General features: G+C 66.4%; 17 protein-coding genes. 5 read left to right on the top strand and 12 right to left on the bottom strand.

Going from position 1 to position 20,505, the window contains the following annotated elements; genetic code table 11:
* Positions 1–40 precede the first annotated feature (40 nt).
* The 3 genes from addB (at position 41) to trxA (ending at position 7,094) form a co-directional block, all read left to right on the top strand.
* Positions 41–3,187, top strand: a complete 3,147-nt coding sequence (addB, locus tag ACTUWL_RS15950; RefSeq protein ID WP_021082616.1) for a double-strand break repair protein AddB — start codon at positions 41–43, stop codon at positions 3,185–3,187.
* On the top strand, positions 3,181–6,657 hold the full coding sequence (addA, locus tag ACTUWL_RS15945) for a double-strand break repair helicase AddA (RefSeq protein ID WP_021082615.1): 3,477 nt from the start codon (positions 3,181–3,183) through the stop codon (positions 6,655–6,657). The genes addB and addA overlap by 7 nt, the downstream gene beginning before the upstream one ends.
* A 116-nt stretch (positions 6,658–6,773) precedes the next feature.
* Positions 6,774–7,094, top strand: a complete 321-nt coding sequence (gene trxA / locus ACTUWL_RS15940) for a thioredoxin (RefSeq protein ID WP_016847387.1) — start codon at positions 6,774–6,776, stop codon at positions 7,092–7,094.
* 55 nt (positions 7,095–7,149) lie between these two features.
* Here trxA and ACTUWL_RS15935 read toward each other — a convergent pair whose 3' ends face one another.
* The 4 genes from ACTUWL_RS15935 to trpA form a co-directional block, all read right to left on the bottom strand.
* Positions 7,150–7,890 (bottom strand): metallophosphoesterase family protein, encoded by a 741-nt coding sequence (locus ACTUWL_RS15935; protein WP_021082614.1) that lies wholly within the window; start codon positions 7,888–7,890, stop codon positions 7,150–7,152.
* A gap of 47 nt (positions 7,891–7,937) precedes the next feature.
* A complete protein-coding gene (locus ACTUWL_RS15930; protein WP_291739014.1) occupies positions 7,938–9,182 on the bottom strand; it encodes a bifunctional folylpolyglutamate synthase/dihydrofolate synthase in 1,245 nt (414 codons plus the stop codon).
* A gap of 95 nt (positions 9,183–9,277) precedes the next feature.
* Positions 9,278–10,219, bottom strand: coding sequence for an acetyl-CoA carboxylase, carboxyltransferase subunit beta (gene accD, locus ACTUWL_RS15925; RefSeq protein WP_021082612.1), 942 nt, complete (start codon positions 10,217–10,219; stop codon positions 9,278–9,280).
* A 104-nt stretch (positions 10,220–10,323) separates the two neighbouring features.
* The gene (gene trpA, locus ACTUWL_RS15920) at positions 10,324–11,160 is read right to left on the bottom strand and encodes a tryptophan synthase subunit alpha (RefSeq protein WP_021082611.1); all 837 of its coding nucleotides are present in this window, start codon (positions 11,158–11,160) and stop codon (positions 10,324–10,326) included.
* A 72-nt stretch (positions 11,161–11,232) separates the two neighbouring features.
* Here trpA and ACTUWL_RS15915 point away from each other — a divergent pair, with 72 nt between their 5' ends.
* Positions 11,233–11,577, top strand: a complete 345-nt coding sequence (locus tag ACTUWL_RS15915) for an endonuclease domain-containing protein (protein ID WP_021082610.1) — start codon at positions 11,233–11,235, stop codon at positions 11,575–11,577.
* A 79-nt stretch (positions 11,578–11,656) separates the two neighbouring features.
* Here ACTUWL_RS15915 and trpB read toward each other — a convergent pair whose 3' ends face one another.
* From trpB to aroA, 8 genes are all read right to left on the bottom strand, one after another.
* On the bottom strand, positions 11,657–12,874 hold the full coding sequence (gene trpB / locus ACTUWL_RS15910) for a tryptophan synthase subunit beta (protein ID WP_021082609.1): 1,218 nt from the start codon (positions 12,872–12,874) through the stop codon (positions 11,657–11,659).
* Positions 12,871–13,542: a phosphoribosylanthranilate isomerase gene (locus ACTUWL_RS15905; RefSeq protein ID WP_021082608.1), complete on the bottom strand. Its 672-nt coding sequence runs from the start codon at positions 13,540–13,542 to the stop codon at positions 12,871–12,873. Before ACTUWL_RS15905 ends, trpB begins: the two co-directional genes overlap by 4 nt.
* Positions 13,543–13,617: 75 nt before the next feature.
* The gene (locus ACTUWL_RS15900; protein ID WP_021082607.1) at positions 13,618–14,004 is read right to left on the bottom strand and encodes a LapA family protein; all 387 of its coding nucleotides are present in this window, start codon (positions 14,002–14,004) and stop codon (positions 13,618–13,620) included.
* An 83-nt stretch (positions 14,005–14,087) separates the two neighbouring features.
* Complete coding sequence (locus ACTUWL_RS15895; RefSeq protein WP_021082606.1) at positions 14,088–14,417, bottom strand: integration host factor subunit beta; 330 nt, start codon at positions 14,415–14,417, stop codon at positions 14,088–14,090.
* 174 nt (positions 14,418–14,591) lie between these two features.
* Positions 14,592–15,569 (bottom strand): signal peptide peptidase SppA, encoded by a 978-nt coding sequence (gene sppA, locus ACTUWL_RS15890; RefSeq protein WP_021082605.1) that lies wholly within the window; start codon positions 15,567–15,569, stop codon positions 14,592–14,594.
* A gap of 182 nt (positions 15,570–15,751) precedes the next feature.
* Positions 15,752–17,461: a 30S ribosomal protein S1 gene (gene rpsA / locus ACTUWL_RS15885; RefSeq protein ID WP_021082604.1), complete on the bottom strand. Its 1,710-nt coding sequence runs from the start codon at positions 17,459–17,461 to the stop codon at positions 15,752–15,754.
* Positions 17,462–17,940: 479 nt separating this feature from the next.
* Positions 17,941–18,570 (bottom strand): (d)CMP kinase, encoded by a 630-nt coding sequence (gene cmk / locus ACTUWL_RS15880; RefSeq protein WP_021082603.1) that lies wholly within the window; start codon positions 18,568–18,570, stop codon positions 17,941–17,943.
* Positions 18,567–19,904: a 3-phosphoshikimate 1-carboxyvinyltransferase gene (gene aroA / locus ACTUWL_RS15875; RefSeq protein ID WP_021082602.1), complete on the bottom strand. Its 1,338-nt coding sequence runs from the start codon at positions 19,902–19,904 to the stop codon at positions 18,567–18,569. Before aroA ends, cmk begins: the two co-directional genes overlap by 4 nt.
* A gap of 146 nt (positions 19,905–20,050) precedes the next feature.
* On the opposite strand from aroA, the gene ACTUWL_RS15870 reads away from it, so the two are divergent.
* Positions 20,051–20,455, top strand: a complete 405-nt coding sequence (locus ACTUWL_RS15870) for a TIGR02300 family protein (protein ID WP_035653758.1) — start codon at positions 20,051–20,053, stop codon at positions 20,453–20,455.
* Positions 20,456–20,505 lie beyond the last annotated feature (50 nt).

Below are 20,505 nucleotides of genomic sequence, written 5' to 3'. Positions count from 1 at the left end.
CCACTTCCTATATTGGCGCCTGATTCGAACAAGGCAGCCCATGCGCGTTTTCAGCGTTCCCGTTTCCGCGCCGTTCCTGCGCACCGTCATCGCGGCGCTGGTCGACGGCCGCCTGGTGGCGGGATTCGAGGCGCGCAACGATCCCGCCAAGCTCGCCAACGCCACACTGTATCTGCCGACCCGCCGCGCCGGACGGCTGGCGCGCGAAATCTTCCTCGACGTGCTCGATTCCGACGCCGCTGTGCTGCCGCGCATCATAGCGCTCGGCGAGATCGACGAGGACGAGCTCGCCTTCGCCGACCAGGGCGACGAGGTCGGCGGCGCCGCGCCGCTGGAGATTCCGCCCCGGCTCGGCGAGCTGGAGCGACGGCTGACCCTGGCGCATCTGGTCGCGGCCTGGGCGAAGACGCCGGTGTCAGCGCCGCTGGTGGTCGGCGGCCCGGCCTCGACCTTGCAGCTCGCCGGCGACCTGGCGCGGCTGATGGACGACATGGTGACGCGCGGCGTCGACTGGCGCGCGCTCGACCGCCTGGTGCCGGACCAGCTCGACAAATACTGGCAGCATTCGCTCGACTTCCTGCGCATCGCGCGCGACGCCTGGCCGAATTATCTGAAGGAGATCGGCCGGATCGAACCCGCGGCACGGCGCGATCTCCTGATCGAGGCGGAAGCGGCGCGGCTGACCGCGCATCCCACGGGCCCGGTGATCGCCGCCGGTTCGACCGGCTCGATGCCGGCCACGGCGAAATTCCTGCACGCGGTGGCGAAGCTGCCGAACGGCGCCGTGGTGCTGCCCGGGCTTGACACCGATCTCGACGAAGAGTCCTGGGATACGATCGGCGGCGAGCGCGGCGACGACGGTCGCTTCACCCTGCCGCCGTCGTCGAACCATCCGCAGTTCGCGATGCACGCCCTGCTCGATCGCTTCGGCATCAAGCGCCGCGACGTCGAGAGCCTCGCCGAGCCGGCACCGCAGGGGCGCGAGGTGCTGGTGTCGGAGACGATGCGTCCGTCGACCGCCACGGCACAATGGCATGACCGGCTGGAGCGGCCCGAGATCGTGGCGCGGATTTCCGCCGGGATGACCAATCTCACCGTGGTCGAGGCGCCCAATCCGGAAATGGAGGCGCTGGCAATCGCGGTCGCGATGCGCGAGGCGCGGCATCTCGGCAAATCGGCCGCGCTGGTGACGCCGGATCGCGCGCTGGCACGCCGCGTGATGGCCTCGCTGACCCGCTGGAAGCTGGAGTTCGATGATTCCGGCGGCGACGCTCTGATGGAAACGCCGGCCGGCGTGTTCGCCCGCCTCACCGCGGAGGCCGCCGCCAAGGGGCTGGAGCCGCCGACGCTGCTCGCGCTGCTCAAGCATCCGCTGTTCCGGCTCGGCGGCTCGCATGGCGCGCTGAAGCGCGCGATCGAGGTGCTGGAGATCGCGCTGCTGCGCGGCACGCGGCCGCAACCAGGGACCGGCGGGCTTGCGCGCGACTTCGCCCGCTTCCGCGCCGAGCTGGTCAAGCTGCACGGCGGCGAGACCTCGTCGCTGCATGCCATGGAGCCGCGCGCCCGGCTGCGCGACAACGAGCTCAATCAGGCCGAGGGCCTGATAACCCGATTGCAGGCGGCGCTGGCGCCGCTGGAAGGCATGGCCGCGTCAAAGCCGTATGATTTTGCCGAGCTGGCGGCGCGCCACCGCGAGGCGCTGATCGCGCTGTCGGCCGATCAGAACGACGTCGCCATCGTGTTCGAGGAACGCGCCGGTGCGTCGCTGGCGTCTGCCTTCGACGAGCTGCTCGCCAGGCAGCAGCCGAGCGGGCTGATGACGCCGCTGTCGGATTATCCCGAGGTGTTCCAGACCGCGTTCGCCGACCGCATGGTGCGGCGGCCGGAATCGGCGCGCGCGCAGCTCAACATCTTCGGCCAGCTCGAGGCGCGTCTGACCGAATCCGATCGCGTGATCCTCGGCGGCCTGGTCGAGGGTGTCTGGCCGCCGGCGCCGCGGATCGATCCGTGGCTGAGCCGGCCGATGCGGCACGAGCTCGGGCTCGATCTTCCCGAGCGACGCATCGGCCTGTCCGCACACGACTTCGCGCAGCTGCTCGGCCATGACGAGGTGATCCTCACCCATGCCGCCAAGGTCGGCGGCGCGCCGGCGGTCGCCTCGCGCTTCCTGCACCGGCTCGAAGCAGTCGCGGGCGAAGCGCGCTGGAAGGCCGCTACATCGGCCGGCGAGACTTATGTGAAATATGCCGCCGAGCTCGACCAGCCCGACAAGGTCGAGCCGATGCCGCAGCCGGAGCCGCGGCCGCCGCGCGAGGCGCGGCCGCTGAAGATGTCGGTCACCGCGATCGAGGACTGGTTGCGCGATCCCTACACGATCTACGCGCGCTACATCCTCAGGCTCGATCCGCTCGACCCGGTCGACATGCCGCTGTCGGCGGCCGATCGCGGCTCGGCAATCCACGAATCGCTCGGCGAGTTCACGCAAACCTATGCCGACGCGCTGCCCGACGACATCAAGAGCGCGCTGCGCGATATCGGAGCCAAGCATTTCAAGCCGCTGATGGAACGGCCCGAAGCGCGCGCGCTGTGGTGGCCGCGCTTCCAGCGCATCGCGGCGTGGTTTGCCGAATGGGAACAGGCGCGGCGCGGCAGCATCGACGCCATCAAGGCCGAGATCCGCGGCGAGATCGGCATTCCGCTCGACGACGCCAGGACATTCGTGCTCTCCGCGCGCGCCGATCGCATCGAGCGGCGCGACGACGGCAGCTTTGCGATCCTCGACTACAAGACCGGCCAGCCGCCGACCGGCAAGCAGGTGCGCATGGGCCTGTCGCCGCAGCTGACGCTGGAGGCCGCGATCCTGCGCGAGGGCGGCTTCGCCGGGATTCCGGCGGACGCCTCGGTCGGCGACCTCGTCTATGTCAGGCTGAGCGGCAACAATCCGCCGGGCGAGCAGCGTTCGCTGGAATTGAAGATCAAGACCAGCGACACGCCGCAGCCGCCCGACGAAGCCGCCGACACTGCGCGGCGCAAGCTCGAAGCGCTGATCCGCGCCTTCGACGACGAGCAGCAGCCCTACACCTCGCTGAACCTCTCGATGTGGGCGAACCGCTACGGCGCCTATGACGACCTTGCGCGGATCAAGGAATGGTCCGCTGCAGGCGGATTGGGGATCGAGGAATGGTGAAGGCCCCACGTCCGATCCCGCCGGCCGTGCGCGATGCGCAGGCACGCGCGTCCGATCCGAAGGCATCGACCTTCGTGTCGGCCAATGCCGGCTCGGGCAAGACCCATGTGCTGGTGCAGCGCGTGATCCGCCTTTTGCTGTCAGGCGTGCCCCCGGAGAAGATCCTCTGCATCACCTTCACCAAGGCCGCCGCGGCCAACATGGCGGAGCGCGTGTTCACGACGCTCGGCCATTGGGTGACGCTCGATGACGCCGGGCTCGATGCCGCGATCCGCGAGGCCGGCATCGCGCATCCATCCGCTTCGCTGCGGCGCGAGGCGCGAAAACTGTTTGCCTGCGCGCTGGAGACGCCCGGCGGTCTGAAGGTGCAGACCATCCACGCGTTGTGCACCCGTCTGCTGCAACAGTTCCCGTTCGAGGCCAACGTGCCGGCGCGCTTCGCCGTGCTCGACGACCGCGACCAGAACGAGATGATGGAACGCGCCAATCTAGCGGTGTTCCTGGAGGCGTCGCGGATTCCCGACAGTCCGATCGGCCGCGCGCTGCGGACCGCGATGGCGAATGCCGCCGACGTCACCTTCAAGGAGGTGGTCCGAGAGGCCTGCCTCAGCCGCGACCATTTCATGGCCTGGACCGATGCCGCCGGCAACGCCACCGCCGCCGCCGCGCAGATGTCGGCCGCGCTCGGCGTCTCCGCTGATGATCGCATCGAGGATGTCGAACGCGAGATCGTCGACGGGCCGAACCTGCCGCGGTCGAGCTGGAAGGAGATGGCAACGCTGCTCGACACCAGCAGCAAGGCGGATCAGAAGCAGGCCGAGCGGCTGCGGGCGGCGCTGACCTTCACCGGTGCAGCTCAAGTGGACGAATATCTCGGCGTGTTCCTGACCGATGACCGCGCGCCGCGCGCCTCCGTCATCACCAACAGTTTCATCAAGAAGAATCCGGTCGCAGGCAACAGGTTCGATGCAGAGATCGACCGGCTCGGTCCGCTGATCGAACGCCGACGCGCCGTGGTGGCGCGCGACCGCACCGAGGCGCTGATCCACATCGCCACGGCAGCGGCTGCGCACTACCGGCGCGAGAAGCTGGAACGCGGCCTGCTCGACTATGACGATCTGATCGACAAGACGCTTGCGATGCTCGACCGGGTCTCCTCCGGCTGGGTGCACTACAAGCTCGACCGCGGCGTCGATCACGTGCTGATCGACGAGGCGCAGGACACCAGCCCGCGGCAGTGGGACATCGTCGCCCACATCATCTCGGAATTCACCTCCGGCGCCGGCGCGCGCGACGGCCTGGTGCGCACGGTGTTCGCGGTTGGTGACGAGAAGCAGTCGATCTTCTCGTTCCAGGGCGCGGCGCCCCGTGAGTTCGATCTGCGCCGCCGCGAGCTGAGGCGGCGGTTCGAGGAGGCCGGGCTGAAATTCGATCCGGTGTCGTTCACCTATTCGTTCCGCTCGGGACCGGTGATCCTGCATTCGGTCGACCATGTGTTCCGCGAGCAAGAGATCTTCCGCAGCATCCATGCGGTCGAGAACGGTTATCCGATCCACAATGCGATGACTGACGCCGGCCCCAGCCTGATCGAGCTGTGGGATCTCGCGGTTGCCGACGACCGCCAGGACATCGAGGGCTGGCGCGCGCCGTTCGACGGCGTCGCGGTGACCAGCCCCGAGGTGAAGCTGGCACGGCGCATCCAGGCCGAGATCAAGCGCTTGGTCACCAGCGGCACCATGACCGGGAGCGCCGGTGGACGACGGCCATTGCGTTACGGCGACATGCTGATCCTGGTGCGGCGGCGCGGCAACGCCTTCGACGCGGTGATCCAGGCGCTGAAGCACGCGGGCATTCCGGTCGCCGGCGCCGACCGGCTGAAGCTGACCGAGCACATCGCGATCATCGACCTGATGAACCTTGCCGACGCGCTGCTGCTGCCGCAGGACGACCTCGCGCTCGCGGTGGCGCTGAAGAGCCCGCTGTTCGGGCTCGACGACGACGATCTGTTCAAGCTCGCTTATCAGCGCCGCGGCTCGCTGCGCGAAGCACTGACCGCGCAGGCGCCGACCGACGAGCGTTTTTCGGCGGCGCTGCAGCGCCTGGAAGAGTGCGAGCGCCGCTTCACCCAGGAGACGCCGTTCGCGTTCTACGCCTGGCTGCTCGGCGGCGACGGCGGGCGGGCGCGCATGCTGCGCCGGCTCGGCCACGAGGCCAATGACGCGCTCGACGAATTCCTCGAACTGGCGCTGGGCTATGAGCGCAAGGCGCCGGCCTCGCTGCAGGGCTTCGTCGCCTGGCTGCGCGCCGCCGACACCGAGGTGAAGCGCGACATGGAGATCTCGCGCGACGAGGTGCGCGTGATGACCGTGCACGGCGCCAAGGGCCTCGAGGCATCGGTGGTGTTCCTGGTCGACACCACGACCTCGCCGTCGGACACCCAGCGGCTGCGGCTGATCCATCTGCCGCAGGGCAATGCCGCGCCGAACGCGCCCGGCGTCGTGGTGTGGGCCGGCAAGAAGGCCGAGGATCCGCCCGCCGTCGCCGATGCGCGCAAGGCGATGCTCGGCGACACCGAGGACGAATATCGCCGCCTGCTCTATGTCGCGATGACCCGTGCCGCCGACCGGCTGATCGTCGGCGGCTGCATGCCCGGCAACATGAGCACGGTGCGGAAATCCTCCTGGTACGATCTGATCACCAGGGGGCTCGCCAATGCCGGGCTCAAGCTCGAGGAAGAGGAGACGCCGGCCGGCAAGGTGATGCGCTATTCACGGCCGGATGACATCGCGGATCTCTCGGGCCCGGCCGCGCCAACGGAAGCGGCCCCGGTCGCGCTGCCGTCCTGGCTTCGTGAAGCGGCCGCACCCGAAGCCTCAGCCGCGGGCGTGCTGCGCCCGTCCGATCCGTCCGACGGCGACAGCCATCCGATACGATCCGGCGAATCGGTGCAGCTGCGCGCCCGCGCCCTGCAACGCGGCACGCTGGTGCATCGCCTGCTGCAATCGCTGCCCGAAATCGCGCTGGAACGGCGGCTCGGCGCGGCGCTCGGTTATCTTGCGCGCAACGCCGATGGCTGGAGCGAAGACGAACGCGCGGCGCTGGCCCGGCAGGTGGTCGCCCTGACCGTCGACCTGCGCTTCGCGCCGGTATTTGCCCCCGGCAGCCGTGCCGAAGTGTCGATCGTCGGCCGGCTGGAGCGGCCGGGCCTGCCGAAGGCGCTGGTCTCCGGCCAGATCGACCGGCTGGTGGTGACGCCGAACGAGGTCCTGATCGTCGATTTCAAGACCAACAACGCCCCGCCAAGGACCGCCGCCGACGCCCCCAAGGGTTATATCCGGCAGCTCGCGCTGTACCGCGCGGTGCTGGCGAAACTTTATCCCCAAAGGATCATCCACGCCGCCCTGCTCTGGACCGAAACCCCTGAAATGATGGAGATTTCCGCCTCCGCGCTGGACGCCGGGCTGGCATAAGTTCATGTCGGCGTGAGCGAGCTTGACCCGGCAAGGGGGCGTTCATACGTTTGCCGCATGCTCCCGGGCGCGATTCTCCACCGCGCCCTTTTGTCTCAACTGAACGAGGTACTCACATGGCCGTTGGCAAGGTTTCTGACGCCGATTTCGAAGCCGAAGTGCTCAAGGCGACCGGGCCGGTGGTCGTCGACTTCTGGGCCGAATGGTGCGGCCCCTGCCGCATGATCGCGCCCGCTCTCGATGAGATTTCCGGCGCGATGGGCGACAAGGTCAAGATCGTCAAGCTCAACGTCGACGAGAGCCCGAAGACCGCGTCGAAGTATGGCGTGATGTCGATCCCCACCCTGATGATCTTCAAGGGCGGCGAGATGGCGTCGCGTCAGGTCGGCGCCGCGCCGAAGGCCAAGCTGCAGCAGTGGATCACCGCTGCGGTCTGATCCGCTTTGAATTAGCTGATTTGCGACACGGCCGGCGAAAGCCGGCCGTTTTGTTTTACCTGATCCATCCGGTCGCGAGCGCCGAGGCGAGCTCGGCCTCGCCATTGCGCCGCGCCAGCGCCGCCATCGCTTCGTGGTCGTAGGGGATGTGGCGGAAGGTGACATCCCAGTCGCCACCAACCCTTTCGAGGATCGCGTAGCGCGCGTCGGGTGAGCCGGCTTCGACCACATGCGGATACGGATGGACGTCGCGATAGCCGGGCGAGCCGACGCTGCCGGGATTCACGATCAGCCTCCCGTCGCGAAGCCGCACGGCGCGCGCGGTATGCGTATGGGCGCAAAGGATCAGCGACTGCGCAATGCCTGCGGCCCTCGCCTCGATTGATCCGGGCGAAGAGATGCACACCTCGCCGCCCGGCAGCACCGTGTCGAGCCAATAGGTCTCGTCATCCTGCGGCGTTGCGTGACAGAGGAACACCGCGTCGCGATAGACCGCATTGGCCGGCAGCGTGCGCAGCCAGTCGAAATGCCGCTGCTCGAGCTGGGTATGGACCAGCCGCTCCCATGCGCCCATTTTCTCATGCGGGCGGTCGATCAGATAGCGGTCGTGATTGCCGAGCAGATGGACCGCATCGAGCGCCATCAGCATATCGATGGTCGGCTGCGCGTCGAGCGGTCCGCTGACCATGTCGCCGAGATCGACGATGTCGGAAATCCCTTGGGCGCGGATGTCCGACAGTACGGCTTCGAGCGCGAGATGATTGCCGTGGATGTCGGCGATCGCAGCAAAACGCATGTGTCTCGTCCTCCCTCATGCGTACCGCAGCAGGGACGCGAGGCCTGTTATGCAGGAGGCGTGCCGTTGGCCGCAAGCACCGGGCCGGCGAGGTACAGCGAGCCGGTGATCAGGATGCGCGGCGGCACCTCATAGGCCAGCGTAGCGAGCCGTCGCAGCGCGGCGTCGACGCCGGTCGCGATCTCGACGCGCATGCCGAGCGCACGCGCGGCGTCGGCAAGCTTGTCCGGCGCCATGCCGTTGTCGCGGCCGGGCACCGGGACCGCGATGATGTGGCGCGTCAATCCGGCGAAATTGGCGAGGAATGCGCTGGCATCCTTGTTGGCCATCATGCCTGCGATCACGACCAGCGGCCGCGACACGCGCTCCTCGAGATCGCCGAGCGCGGCGGCCGCAACCCGGCCTCCCTCGGCATTGTGGCCGCCATCGAGCCAGACCTCGGAGCCCTGCGGTCCCTGGCAAACGAGCGTGCCGGAGACCAGCCGCTGCATCCGCGCCGGCCATTCCGCACTGACGATGCCGGTCTCGAAGGCGGCGAGGTTGAGCTTGAACGCGTCGATCGCGCGCAACGTCGCGATCGCAAGGCCGGCATTGTCGAACTGGTGGCGACCGAACAGTTTTGGCGCAGCGAGATCCATCAGGCCGCGCTCGTCCTGATAGACCAGGCGGCCACGCTCGACGCCGACATGCCATTGCTGGCCGGCGGCGTGCAGCGGCGCCCGCATGCGGTGCGCCTCCGCCTCGATCACCGCCATCGCATCGGGCGCCTGCTCGGCGCACACTACCGGCACCTTGCGCTTGATGATCGCGGCCTTCTCGCTGGCGATCAGGGCCAGCGTGTCGCCGAGGAATTCCATATGGTCCATGCTGACCGGCGTGATCACCGAAGCCAGCGGCATCTCGACCACATTGGTCGAATCCAGCCGGCCGCCGAGGCCGACCTCGAGCAACGCAACGTCGGCCGGATGCTTCGCGAACAGGCAGAACGCGACCGCCGTTTCCATCTCGAAGATGGTGATGGGATTGCCGGCATTGGCACGCTCGCAATGCTCGAACGTCGCGTGCAGCTCATCGTCGCCGACCAGCTTGCCGCCGCCGACGGCGCCGAGCCGGTAGCATTCGTTGAGCCGCACCAGATAGGGCGAGGTGAAGACGTGCACCCGCAGGCCCGATGCTTCGAGGATCGCGCGCAGATATGCGACCGTCGAGCCCTTGCCGTTGGTGCCGGCGACATGGATCACCGGCGGCAGCTTGCGCTCGGGATGATCGAGCCGCTCCATCAGGCCGCGCATGCGATCGAGGCTGAGATCGATGCGCTTGGGATGCAGCGCCGATATCCGCGCGATCAGCGCCTCGAACGAGGCCTGCGATGGGGCGGCGCTTGCGGTCACGCGTGCGGCGCGGCCGGCACCGTCTCCGGGGCCGTCACGATCTGGGCCGGCTCGGTGACCGGAGTTGCGGGCTTCGATGCGGTTTCAAGCGCCGGCGCCTTGGTCAGCAGCCGGCACAGCCGCGCCAGCGTGGCCTTCATCTCATGGCGATGCACGACCATGTCGACCATGCCGTGCTCGCGCAGGTATTCGGCGCGCTGAAAACCTTCGGGCAGCTTCTCGCGGATGGTCTGCTCGATCACGCGCGCGCCGGCAAAGCCGATCAGTGCGCCGGGCTCGGCGATGTGGATGTCGCCGAGCATCGCATAGGAGGCGGTGACGCCGCCGGTGGTCGGATTGGTCAGCACGACGATGTAGGGCTGGCGCGCCTCGCGCAGCATCTGCACGCCGACCGTGGTGCGCGGCATCTGCATCAGCGACAGAATGCCTTCCTGCATCCGCGCGCCGCCGGAGGCGGCGAACACGATGAACGGCGACTTCTTCTCGACCGCGAGCTCGAGCCCGCGCACCATCGCTTCACCGGCCGCCATGCCGAGCGAGCCGCCCATGAAATCGAAATCCTGCACCGCGACCACGACGCCGGCTCCCTCTAACTTGCCGTAGCCGACCTTGATCGCGTCGTTCAGTCCGGTCTTGGCGCGCGCGTCCTTGATGCGGTCGACATACTTGCGCTCGTCGCGGAACTTGAGCGGATCGGCCGCGACGTCAGGCAGCGCGACGTCGAACCAGGTCTCATTGTCGAAGATCGACTTGAGCCGGGCCACCGCGCCCATGCGCATGTGGTAGTTCGAGCCGGGGATCACGAACTGGTTGGCCTCGACGTCCTTGTAGAACACGAGCTGCCCGGAATCCGGGCACTTGATCCAGAGATTCTCCGGCGTCTCGCGGCGCAGGATGTTGCGGATCTTCGGCCGGACGACGTTGGTGAGCCAGTTCATGGTTCGCTCCGAAATGCGGGTCGGTCCCGCACCAGCTGGATATATGGCGGGCCGGGCGAACCCGGCAAGCCGCCGTCTGCGGCCTTGTTGCCGCAAAATGTGGCTTATTCAGCGGCCTGCTTGGCGCCCCGGACCCCCTGCGCCAGCGCGGACACCAGGTCCGCCACCGCACTCACGGTCTTCGGCGTGGCGCGGCCCTCGGCATCGAGGTTGGCACGCACCGCATCGACGATTGCGGTGCCGACCACGGCGCCGTTGGCACTCTCGGCGATCGCGCGCGCCGTCTCAGGGGTGCGGATGCCGAAGCCGACGCAGACCGGCAGCTTGGTGTGCCGCTTGATGCGCGCGACCGCTTCCGCAACCGCGTTGGAGTCGGCCGCAGCGCTGCCGGTGATGCCGGTGATCGAGACGTAATAGACAAAGCCCGACGTGTTGGCGAGCACCGCCGGCAGGCGCTTGTCGTCAGTGGTCGGCGTCGCCAGCCGGATGAAGTTCAACCCGGCCTTCATCGCCGGGATGCAGAGCTCGGTGTCTTCCTCCGGCGGCAGGTCGACGATGATCAGGCCATCGACGCCGGCGGTCTTGGCGTCAGTCAGGAAGCCGTCGACGCCGTAGATGTAGATCGGATTGTAGTAGCCCATCAGCACGATCGGCGTGGCGTTGTCCTCCTTGCGGAAGTCGCGGACCATCGCCAGCGTCTTGCGCAAGGTCATGCCGCCCTTGAGCGCACGCAGGCCGGCGGCCTGGATCGACGGGCCGTCGGCCATCGGATCGGTGAAGGGCATGCCGATCTCGATGACGTCGGCGCCGGCCTTCGGCAGCGCCTTGAGGATATCGAGCGAGGTCTTGGCGTCGGGGTCGCCCGCCATCACGAAGGTGACGAAGGCGGAGCGGCCCTGCTGCTTCAGCTCGGCGAAACGTGCGTCGATACGGGTAGTCATGGTTGGACAGTCGCTGTGCTATACCTCTCCCCTCCGGGGAGAGGTCGGCTGCGTAGCAGCCGGGTGAGGGGGATGGAGCAGTTCAAAGCAAGAGCGCGAAGCCTCCGCGCGTCACAGACAAACGCCGAGGCGAAGCTTTGGCAGGCGCTGCGCAATCGCAGGCTAGCGCGATGGAAATTCCGTCGCCAGCACCCGATTGACCGATACGTCGTCGATTTCGTCACGCTCGACGGCAAACTGATCGTGGAAGTCGACGGCGTAACACATTCCACGTCATCAGAACTGAAACGCGACGAAGCCAGGACCAAAGTCCTCGAAGCTTGCGGCTTTCTCGTCGTGCGGGTTACCAAGACCGATGTGTATGAGAATCGCGAGGGTGTGCTCGAGATGATCGAAACATCGCTGCGGTTCGAATGAGTGGAGAGACCCCTCACCCGGCTGCTGCGCAGCCGACCTCTCCCCAACGGGGAGAGGTAAGGAAGGAGCGCCCAGCCCATCACTTCTGCCTCGCCTTCAAGATGTCGCCGACCTGCGGAACGTCCTTGTCGCCGCGGCCCGAGAGGTTGACCACCATCAGGTGATCCTTCGGCCGCTGCGGCGCGAGTTCGGACAATTTCGCGATCGCATGCGCGGATTCCAGCGCGGGGATGATGCCTTCGAGCCGCGACAGCAGCTGGAATGCGGCCAGCGCCTCCTCGTCGGTCGCCGAGAGATATGTCACGCGGCCGGTCTCGTGCAGCCAGGCGTGCTCGGGGCCGATGCCGGGATAGTCGAGGCCGGCCGAGATCGAATGCGCTTCCTCGATCTGGCCGTCGGCGTCCATCAAAAGATAGGTGCGGTTGCCGTGCAGCACGCCGGGGCGGCCGCCGGCAAGCGAGGCCGCATGCAGCTGCGTCAGCCCGTGGCCGGCTGCCTCGACGCCGAAGATCTCGACCGAGGGATCGTCGAGGAACGGATGGAACAGGCCCATCGCGTTGGAACCGCCGCCGATGCAGGCGATCAGCGAGTCCGGCAGGCGGCCCTCGGCCTCCTGCATCTGCTTGCGCGTCTCGTGGCCGATGATCGACTGGAAGTCGCGCACCATCATTGGATAGGGGTGCGGACCCGCCACCGTGCCGATGCAATAGAAGGTGTTGTGCACGTTGGTGACCCAATCGCGCAGCGCATCGTTCATCGCGTCCTTCAGCGTGCGCGCGCCCGACTGCACCGGGACGACCTTGGCGCCGAGCATCTCCATGCGGATCACGTTCGGCTGCTGCCGCTCGACGTCGACCGCGCCCATATAGACCACGCATTCGAGCCCGAAGCGCGCGCACAGCGTCGCCGTCGCCACGCCATGCTGGCCGGCGCCGGTCTCGGCGATGATGCGCTTCTTGCCCATGCGGCGCGCGACCATGATCTGGCCGAGCACGTTGTTGACCTTGTGCGAACCGGTGTGGTTGAGCTCCTCGCGCTTCAAATAGATTTTCGCGCCGCCGAGATGCTCGGTGAGCCGTTCGGCGAAATACAGCGGCGACGGCCGGCCGACATAGTCCTTCAGATAGACATTCATCTCGGCCTGGAACGCCGGATCGGCCTTGGCGTCGGCATAGGCCTTTTCGAGATCGAGGATCAGCGGCATCAGCGTTTCGGCGACGAAGCGTCCGCCGAAAATGCCGAAATGCCCGCGCTCGTCGGGGCCGCTGCGGAAGGAATTGGGCAGGTTTTGATTCATCGAACCATCAGTTCTTGGGTAGTACTTTGGGTTGCGCGTGCGGCGCGGATGAAGGCGCGGATCAGCTCGGGATCCTTGACGCCGGGCGTGCGCTCGACACCCGAGGAGACGTCGACGCCGCCGGCGCGGGTAACGCGGACGGCTTCAGCGACGTTCTCGGCGTTGAGCCCGCCGGAGACCATGTAGGGCAGCGCGAGGTCGAGATTTTCCAGCACGTGCCAATCGAACGGCGCGCCGAGACCGCCTGGCCGCGTCGCATCCTTTGGCGCGCGGGCATCGAACAGGATACTGTCGGCGACGCCGGCATAACCCGGCAGCGGCGCGAGGTCGGCCGCGGTCTCGACCGGCAGCGCCTTCATCAGCGGCAGGCCGAATTTCTGCTTGAGATCACGCAGCCGCGCGGTGGTCTCCTTGCCGTGCAGCTGCAGGATATCCGGCCGCAGCGTCTCGATGATGTTCTCGATGGTCGCGTCGTCGGCATCGACCGTCAGCGCGACCTTCACGGCGCGGCCCTTGGCCTGTTTGCCGAGCTCGCGCGCGGTCTCTAGGCTGATATGGCGCGGCGACGGCGGAAAGAACACGAACCCCACCATGTCGGCGCCGCTCTCCAGCGCGACGTCGAGCGTCTCGCGCGTTGACAGGCCGCAGATTTTGACGAGCAGGGGCATGGTCTCGAAACGGGTCTCAAAACAGGTTTTCGGGCGGCCGGAACCGGGGTGAACCCTGGTCGGACGGGGCGGGTTCTACAACGTCGCGCCCTGCTTGTCTCGCCCATTGGGCCCGTAAAAGCCGAGCTGGGCCGCGGCCGGGCGGCGCTGCGCGTCGTCCCGGGAGGCCGCGGCCCTGAGGTCGGCGAGCTCGGCGCGGATGTGGCGGGCGTCGGCCTCGTGCTGCCGGGCGGCGCGGCGCCAGCGCCCCTGCTTGAACCAGGTCGCCATGCCGCCCGCGATCACGCCCAGGATCGCGGAAGCGATGATGACCACGAACAGCGGCAGTGTGACCGCAACCGTCGGCGTCACAGAATTGAACGGGTCAAACGACACCGTCACCCAGTGACGGTTGGCGACGGCGAAGATGATGAAGATCAGTCCGAGCGGAATGACGACCACTGCCGTGAAGAACTTTCGCATGACCATCTCTCGCAGCGATGGAGAAAGTGCGGGCCCTTCGCCCGCAGCACGACAACGCCGGAGGCGGCGCTCAGGCCTCAGCCTTAAGCATCAGCCTTGGGCGCGTCGATCTTGGCGGCTCCCGCCTCGGCCTCGTCGCGATTGAGGCGCTCGCGCATTTCCTTGCCGGTCTTGAAGAACGGCACGCTCTTCTGGTCGACCGGCACATGCTCGCCGGTACGCGGATTGCGGCCGGCACGCGCCGGGCGATGCTTCACCGAGAATGCGCCGAAACCGCGCAGCTCGACGCGGTCGCCACGCGCCAGCGCCGCGACGATTTCATCGAGAATCGCATTCACAATGTTCTCGACGTCCCGCTGATAGAGGTGCGGGTTGTGCTCGGCGATACGCTGAACAAGTTCGGATTTGATCATCGAAAATGGGATCCGGGCTCTTGCGGAAACCCATTTCCGTGAAAATGCCGTGCACTGTCAAGACGCTAAATCGATTTAGGACGCCGTGAAATCGCGTGACAAATAGCCCAATTGGGGCATGCGGCGATTCCCGCAGAGCGGGAATACCTTGATCATCACGCGTTTCGCACCCGACTAGTCGGCTCCTCCCGGCGCCCACAGCGCCAGCATGCCGTCGAGCCCAAACCGGTCGACGGCCTGGGCCACGCCACCCTGCTCGATCCGCCGCGCGATGGCGCCAAGGCCGAACGCATCGAGCGTCATCGACGCCGCGGTGCGCAGGAAGGTCAGGTCGCTGAATCGCGGATTAAGCGTGTAATTGCGCACCGGCAGGTCGCTTTTGACCTTCTTCTCCGCAACCAGCCAGGCGATCGCGGTCTTTTCATCTCCCAGCTGATCGATCAGCTTGAGATCGACCGCCTGCCGGCCGGTGAAGACGCGTCCATCCGCGACCTTCTCCAACAGCGCATCGTCCATGCCGCGCCGCTCCTTCACCAATCCACGGAACCAGGCATAGGAGTCCTTGACCAGCCCCTCGATCGCGGCACGGGCTTCGGGGCTGGTCGGCTCCATGCCATTGGGCGCCGCTTTCAACGGTGAGGACTTGATCTCCTCCATCTTCACGCCGACGGTCTTGAGCAATTCGGAAACGTTGGGGAACTGGAAGAGCACGCCGATCGAGCCGACCAGCGAGGTCTGCTGGGCGACGATATGGTCGGAGGCGATCGCGGTGATGTAGCCGCCCGATGCGGCCAATCCCTCGACCACGACGACGAGCGGCTTCTTCGCCTTCAACTGCATCAGCGAGTCGTAGAGCTGCTCGGAGCCCGCGGTGGTGCCGCCGGGCGAATTGATGTGCACGACAACCGCCGCATAGCTCGACTTTCCGAGCCGCTCCAGCGCCTCGACGCGCTGCTGGTCGCTGCGGATCAATCCGTCGATATTGATCCGCGCGATCGCGTTCGACGTCGACAAGCCGCCGCGTCCGCCGGCGGCGATCACGCCCACGCCGACGATGGCCGCGATCGCAATGACCGCAGCGGCGACGCGCCAGAATGTCAGCTTGCGCCTGATACGGCGACGGTCGACGATCACGTCCGAATCCAGCGACATCGGTCTCTCCAGAAATGGTCAGCGCGAAGGTCCGCGCGTTTTGCCGTCGCAGCGTCACTATCAGCTTAGCCAAATACATCAATTGCGACGCAATATGAAGAAAACAAGGCCCGCAATCCGGCAAACAAAAGGGCCCCGGCTTGCGCCGGGGCCCCGATTGTTCGCGAGAATGGTGCGAACGCTTACTTGTCGGTGCCGCGGTTCTTCAACGCGGTGCCGAGGATGTCGCCAAGCGTCGCTCCCGAATCGGAGGAGCCGTACTGCGCGATGGCTTCCTTCTCTTCGGCAACTTCCAGCGCCTTGATCGAGACCTGCACCTTGCGGGCCTTCTTGTCGAACTGGATGACGCGGGCATCGACCTTCTCGCCGACGGCGAAGCGCTCGGCGCGCTGGTCGTTGCGATCGCGGGCCAGTTCGGACCGCTTGATGAAGGTGGTGAACTCGGTGCCCGAGATCCGGACCTCGATGCCGCTTTCCTTCACTTCGAGCACTTCGCAGGTCACGACCGCGCCCTTCTTGACGTCGCCCGGCTCGGCGAAGGGGTCGCCTTCGAGCTGCTTGACGCCGAGCGAGATACGCTCCTTCTCGACATCGACATCGAGCACCACGGCCTTGACCATGTCGCCCTTCTTGAAGTTGTCGATGACCTGCTCGCCCGGAAGCTTCCAGTCGAGGTCGGAGAGATGGACCATGCCGTCGACGTCGCCCTCGAGACCCAGGAACAGACCGAACTCGGTCTTGTTCTTGACTTCGCCCTCGACCACCGAACCGACCGGGAACTTCTCGACGAACACTTCCCAGGGATTGCGCATGGTCTGCTTGAGACCGAGCGAGATGCGTCGCTTGACCGAATCCACTTCCAGGACCTGCACTTCGACTTCCTGCGAGGTCGAAACGATCTTGCCGGGGTGCATGTTCTTCTTGGTCCACGACATCTCGGAGACGTGGATCAGGCCTTCGATGCCCGGCTCGAGCTCGACGAACGCGCCGTAGTCGGTGATGTTGGTGACGCGGCCGGTGAAGCGGGCACCCAGCGGGTACTTGGCTTCGATGCCCTGCCACGGATCATCCAGCAGCTGCTTCATACCGAGCGAGATGCGGTGGGTCTCGTGGTTGATCTTGATGATCTTGACCTTCACGGTCTGGCCGATGGTCAGCACCTCGGTCGGGTGGTTGACGCGGCGCCAGGCGATATCGGTCACGTGCAGCAGGCCGTCGATGCCGCCGAGATCAACGAACGCACCGTAATCGGTGATGTTCTTGACCACGCCGTCGATCACCTGACCTTCTTCGAGGTTCTGCACCAGCTCCTGGCGCTGCTCGGCGCGGGTCTCTTCGAGAACCGTGCGGCGCGACACCACGATGTTGCCGCGGCGGCGGTCCATCTTGAGGATCTGGAACGGCTGCGAGTTGTTCATCAGCGGCGCAACGTCGCGGATCGGACGAATGTCGACCTGCGAGCGCGGCAGGAAGGCCACTGCACCGTCGAGGTCGACCGTGAAGCCGCCCTTGACCTGGTTGAAGATGACGCCGTTGACCTTTTCGTTGTTCTGGAACGCCTTCTCGAGCTTGCCCCAGCTTTCCTCGCGGCGCGCCTTGTCGCGCGACAGCACGGCTTCGCCGAGCGCATTCTCGATACGGTCGAGGAACACCTCGACTTCGTCGCCGACCTTCAGGTCGCTCTCACGGCCGGGGCCGGCGAATTCGCGCAGCGCGACGCGGCCCTCGGTCTTCAGGCCGACGTCGATGACGGCCATGTCTTTCTCGATCGCAACAACCTTGCCCTTGATGACCGAGCTTTCCTGCAGATTGCCGCCGGCAAAGGACTCATCAAGCATCGCCGCGAAATCGTCGCGGGTCGGGGAATAGGAAGACGCAGAATTCGAAACCATTGGTTCTCCAGATGCGGGATCTCGCCGGCCGTTCGGGTTGTTGGGCGCACCGCGCGTGAAGTGTCAGGGTTCCGCAAACCCTGACGACCGCTCGTTGCAGGAGGAGCAACAGCGGGCCGGCAGCAAGACTGCACGTTCGGTACGTTTGATAGTCCGGAGCCCGAAGCGAAAATATCGACTGCAAGACCTGGGAGCGGGCGTTCCTCCAGATGCGGCGAGGGCTCAAACCCAGCACCGGCCCGCTCAGACACGGCCTCGACATGGTCGATGGTGGCGCCGAACGGCGCTGATATAGCCCTGAGCCCTGCTTTCGGCAAGCAGGAAATGCCCCATTTTGCTGGGTTTTCGAGCCGAAAGGGCGCTTCGATGCCGCTGATTCTAGAGCATGATCCGGAAAAGTGCGAAGCGGTTTTCCGAAAAGATCATGCTCAAACAAAGAGCTAAAGCGCGATGACGATTCAACCAAATATCATCGCGCTTTAGCGTTTGGCGCGCGCTGCCTCGACGATGGCGATGGCGGCGCGCACGCCGGCCTCGATGTCGAGGTTGGAATTGTCCAGCGTGTGGGCGTCCGGGGCCGGCCGCAGCGGCGCAATCGCCCGATTCTGGTCCCGCTCGTCGCGCTTGAGGATGTCCGCGAGCACCGCCGCCTCGTCGGCGTCCTCGCCGCGGGCCCGGGCCTCCAGCGTGCGCCTGCGCGCCCGCACCTGCGGATCGGCGACCACGAAGATCTTCACGTCGGCATCGGGGCAGATCACGGTGCCGATGTCGCGCCCATCCAGCACCGCACCGGGCGGATCGGCGGCGAACTGGCGCTGGAAGCTGACCAGCGCCTCGCGCACCTTGGGAAAGGCCGAGACGACGGATGCCCCCTCGCCGACCTTCTGGGTCTTCAGGATCGGATTGCCGAATTTCTCGGGGTCGAGCTCCAGCGCCACGGCCACCGCCAGCGCCTCATCATTGAGGTCGGCGCCCTGCGCCATCATCGCATAGGCCACCGCGCGGTAGATCACGCCGGTGTCGAGATGGCGGTAGCCGTAGTGGTGGGCGAGCCGCTTGCCGAGCGTGCCCTTGCCGGAGGCGGCGGGTCCGTCGATGGCGATGATCATGCGAAATCAGCTCCGAGCGCGCGCATCATCGGAATGAAGTCCGGAAAACTTGTGGCGATGAAGGCAGTGTCGTCGATCTTCACCGGCCGATCCGACGCGCAGCCCATCACCAGCGCCGACATCGCGATGCGGTGATCCATGTGGGTGGCGACAAGACCGCCGCCCGGGACATGGCCGCGGCCCTCGACGATCAGATCGTCGCCGGAGACCTCGACCTTGACGCCGTTGACGCGCAGCATGTCCGCGGTGGCTTCGAGCCGATCGGACTCCTTGACGCGCAGCTCCTGCAAGCCGCGCATGATCGTGGTGCCCTCGGCAAACGCAGCCGCAACCGCCAGCACCAGATATTCGTCGATCATCGACGGCGCGCGCTCCGGCGGCACCTCGACGCCCTTCAGTTTCGAGGCGCGCACGCGCAATTGCGCCATCGGCTCGCCGGCATCGCCGCGCACCTCGCTCTCCTCGATCGAGGCACCCATTTCACGCAGCGTGGTGAACAGGCCGGTGCGCAGCGGATTGGTCATCACGTCGGAGAACACGACGTCGGAGCCTTCGACGATCAGCGCTGCAACGATCGGGAACGATGCCGAGGACGGGTCGGCGGGCACCACGACCTCGGCGCCGTGCAGCTCGGGCTCGCCGTTCAGCGTGATTCTGCGGCCGTGGCTGCCTTCCTTCTCCGAGGAGATCTCGGCGCCAAAATGCTTCAGCATCAGCTCGGTGTGGTCGCGGCTCGCCTCCTGCTCGATGACGGTGGTGATGCCGGGCGCGGACAGGCCCGCCAGCAGCACCGCCGACTTGATCTGGGCCGAGGCGACCGGCGTCTTGTAGACGATCGGCACCGGATAGCGGGCACCGTGGAGGGTGAGCGGCAGCCGGCCGCCCTCCCGGATATCGCTGACCCGGGCGCCCATCAGCTCGAGCGGATCGAGGATGCGGCGCATCGGCCGCGACCGCAGCGAGGCATCGCCGTCGAAGACGGCCGCGATCGGACAGCCTGCAACCGCGCCCATCACCAGCCGGCAGCCGGTGCCCGAATTGCCGAAATCGAGCGGCGCTGCGGGCTGGGCGAAGCCGCCGACCCCGACGCCGGATACCGACCAGGCAAACGGCGCCGTCCGCTCCACTTTTGCGCCCAGCGCGCGCATGGATTGGGCGGTATTGAGGACGTCCTCGCCCTCCAGGAGGCCGGAAATCCGGGTTTCGCCAACCGAAAGCGCCCCCAGGATCAGGGCACGGTGGGAAATCGACTTGTCGCCGGGAACGCGGACCTTGCCAGCCAGGGGGCCGCAAGCGCGGGATTCCAGCGGGGTCGGGGTGTCAGAATGGGCCAAGATTGTGTCCTCTCGCGCCGCGGCAGGTATCACATAGGCAACACCGCGTCACGCGCCCGTCACTTGCGCGCAAACCGCTATTGACAGCGGCTGCTCAACTAGCCAAGTGAAGCACCGTTTTTCAGCAAAATTCTGGGATGACCACGTTGGCCAAGTCCGAGCTCGGAACCAAGCGCATTTGCCCGACCACGGGCAAGAAGTTCTACGACCTCAACAAGAATCCGGTGATTTCGCCCTACACCGGCGAGGTCGTGCCGATTGCGCCCGTCGCGCCGGCGCGGGGCCGTGGCGCGCCCGTGAACTCGCCGGCAACCGCAGCCGAGCCCGAGGCGGCCGAAGCCGAGGAATTGGTCTCGCTCGAGGAGGCCGATGCCGAGGAGAACACCGGCAAGGTCAAGGCCGTGGTTCCGGAATCCGAGGACGATATCGAGGTCGATGAGACCATCGACGACGATGATGACGACGATTCGACCTTCATCGCCGACGAGGAAGAGGGCGATGAGGACGTCACCGACATCATTGGTGACGTCGGAGGCGACGAAGAGACTTGAGATCGGCGCAGATCTGTGATCAACGGTGCTGCCGCGCGAGTCGTCTAGGC

This window comes from Bradyrhizobium sp. WCU1, from assembly GCF_053474805.1.
The sequence above is the reverse complement of the archived record's forward strand: the minus strand, read 5'-3'. Positions and strand labels throughout refer to the sequence as shown.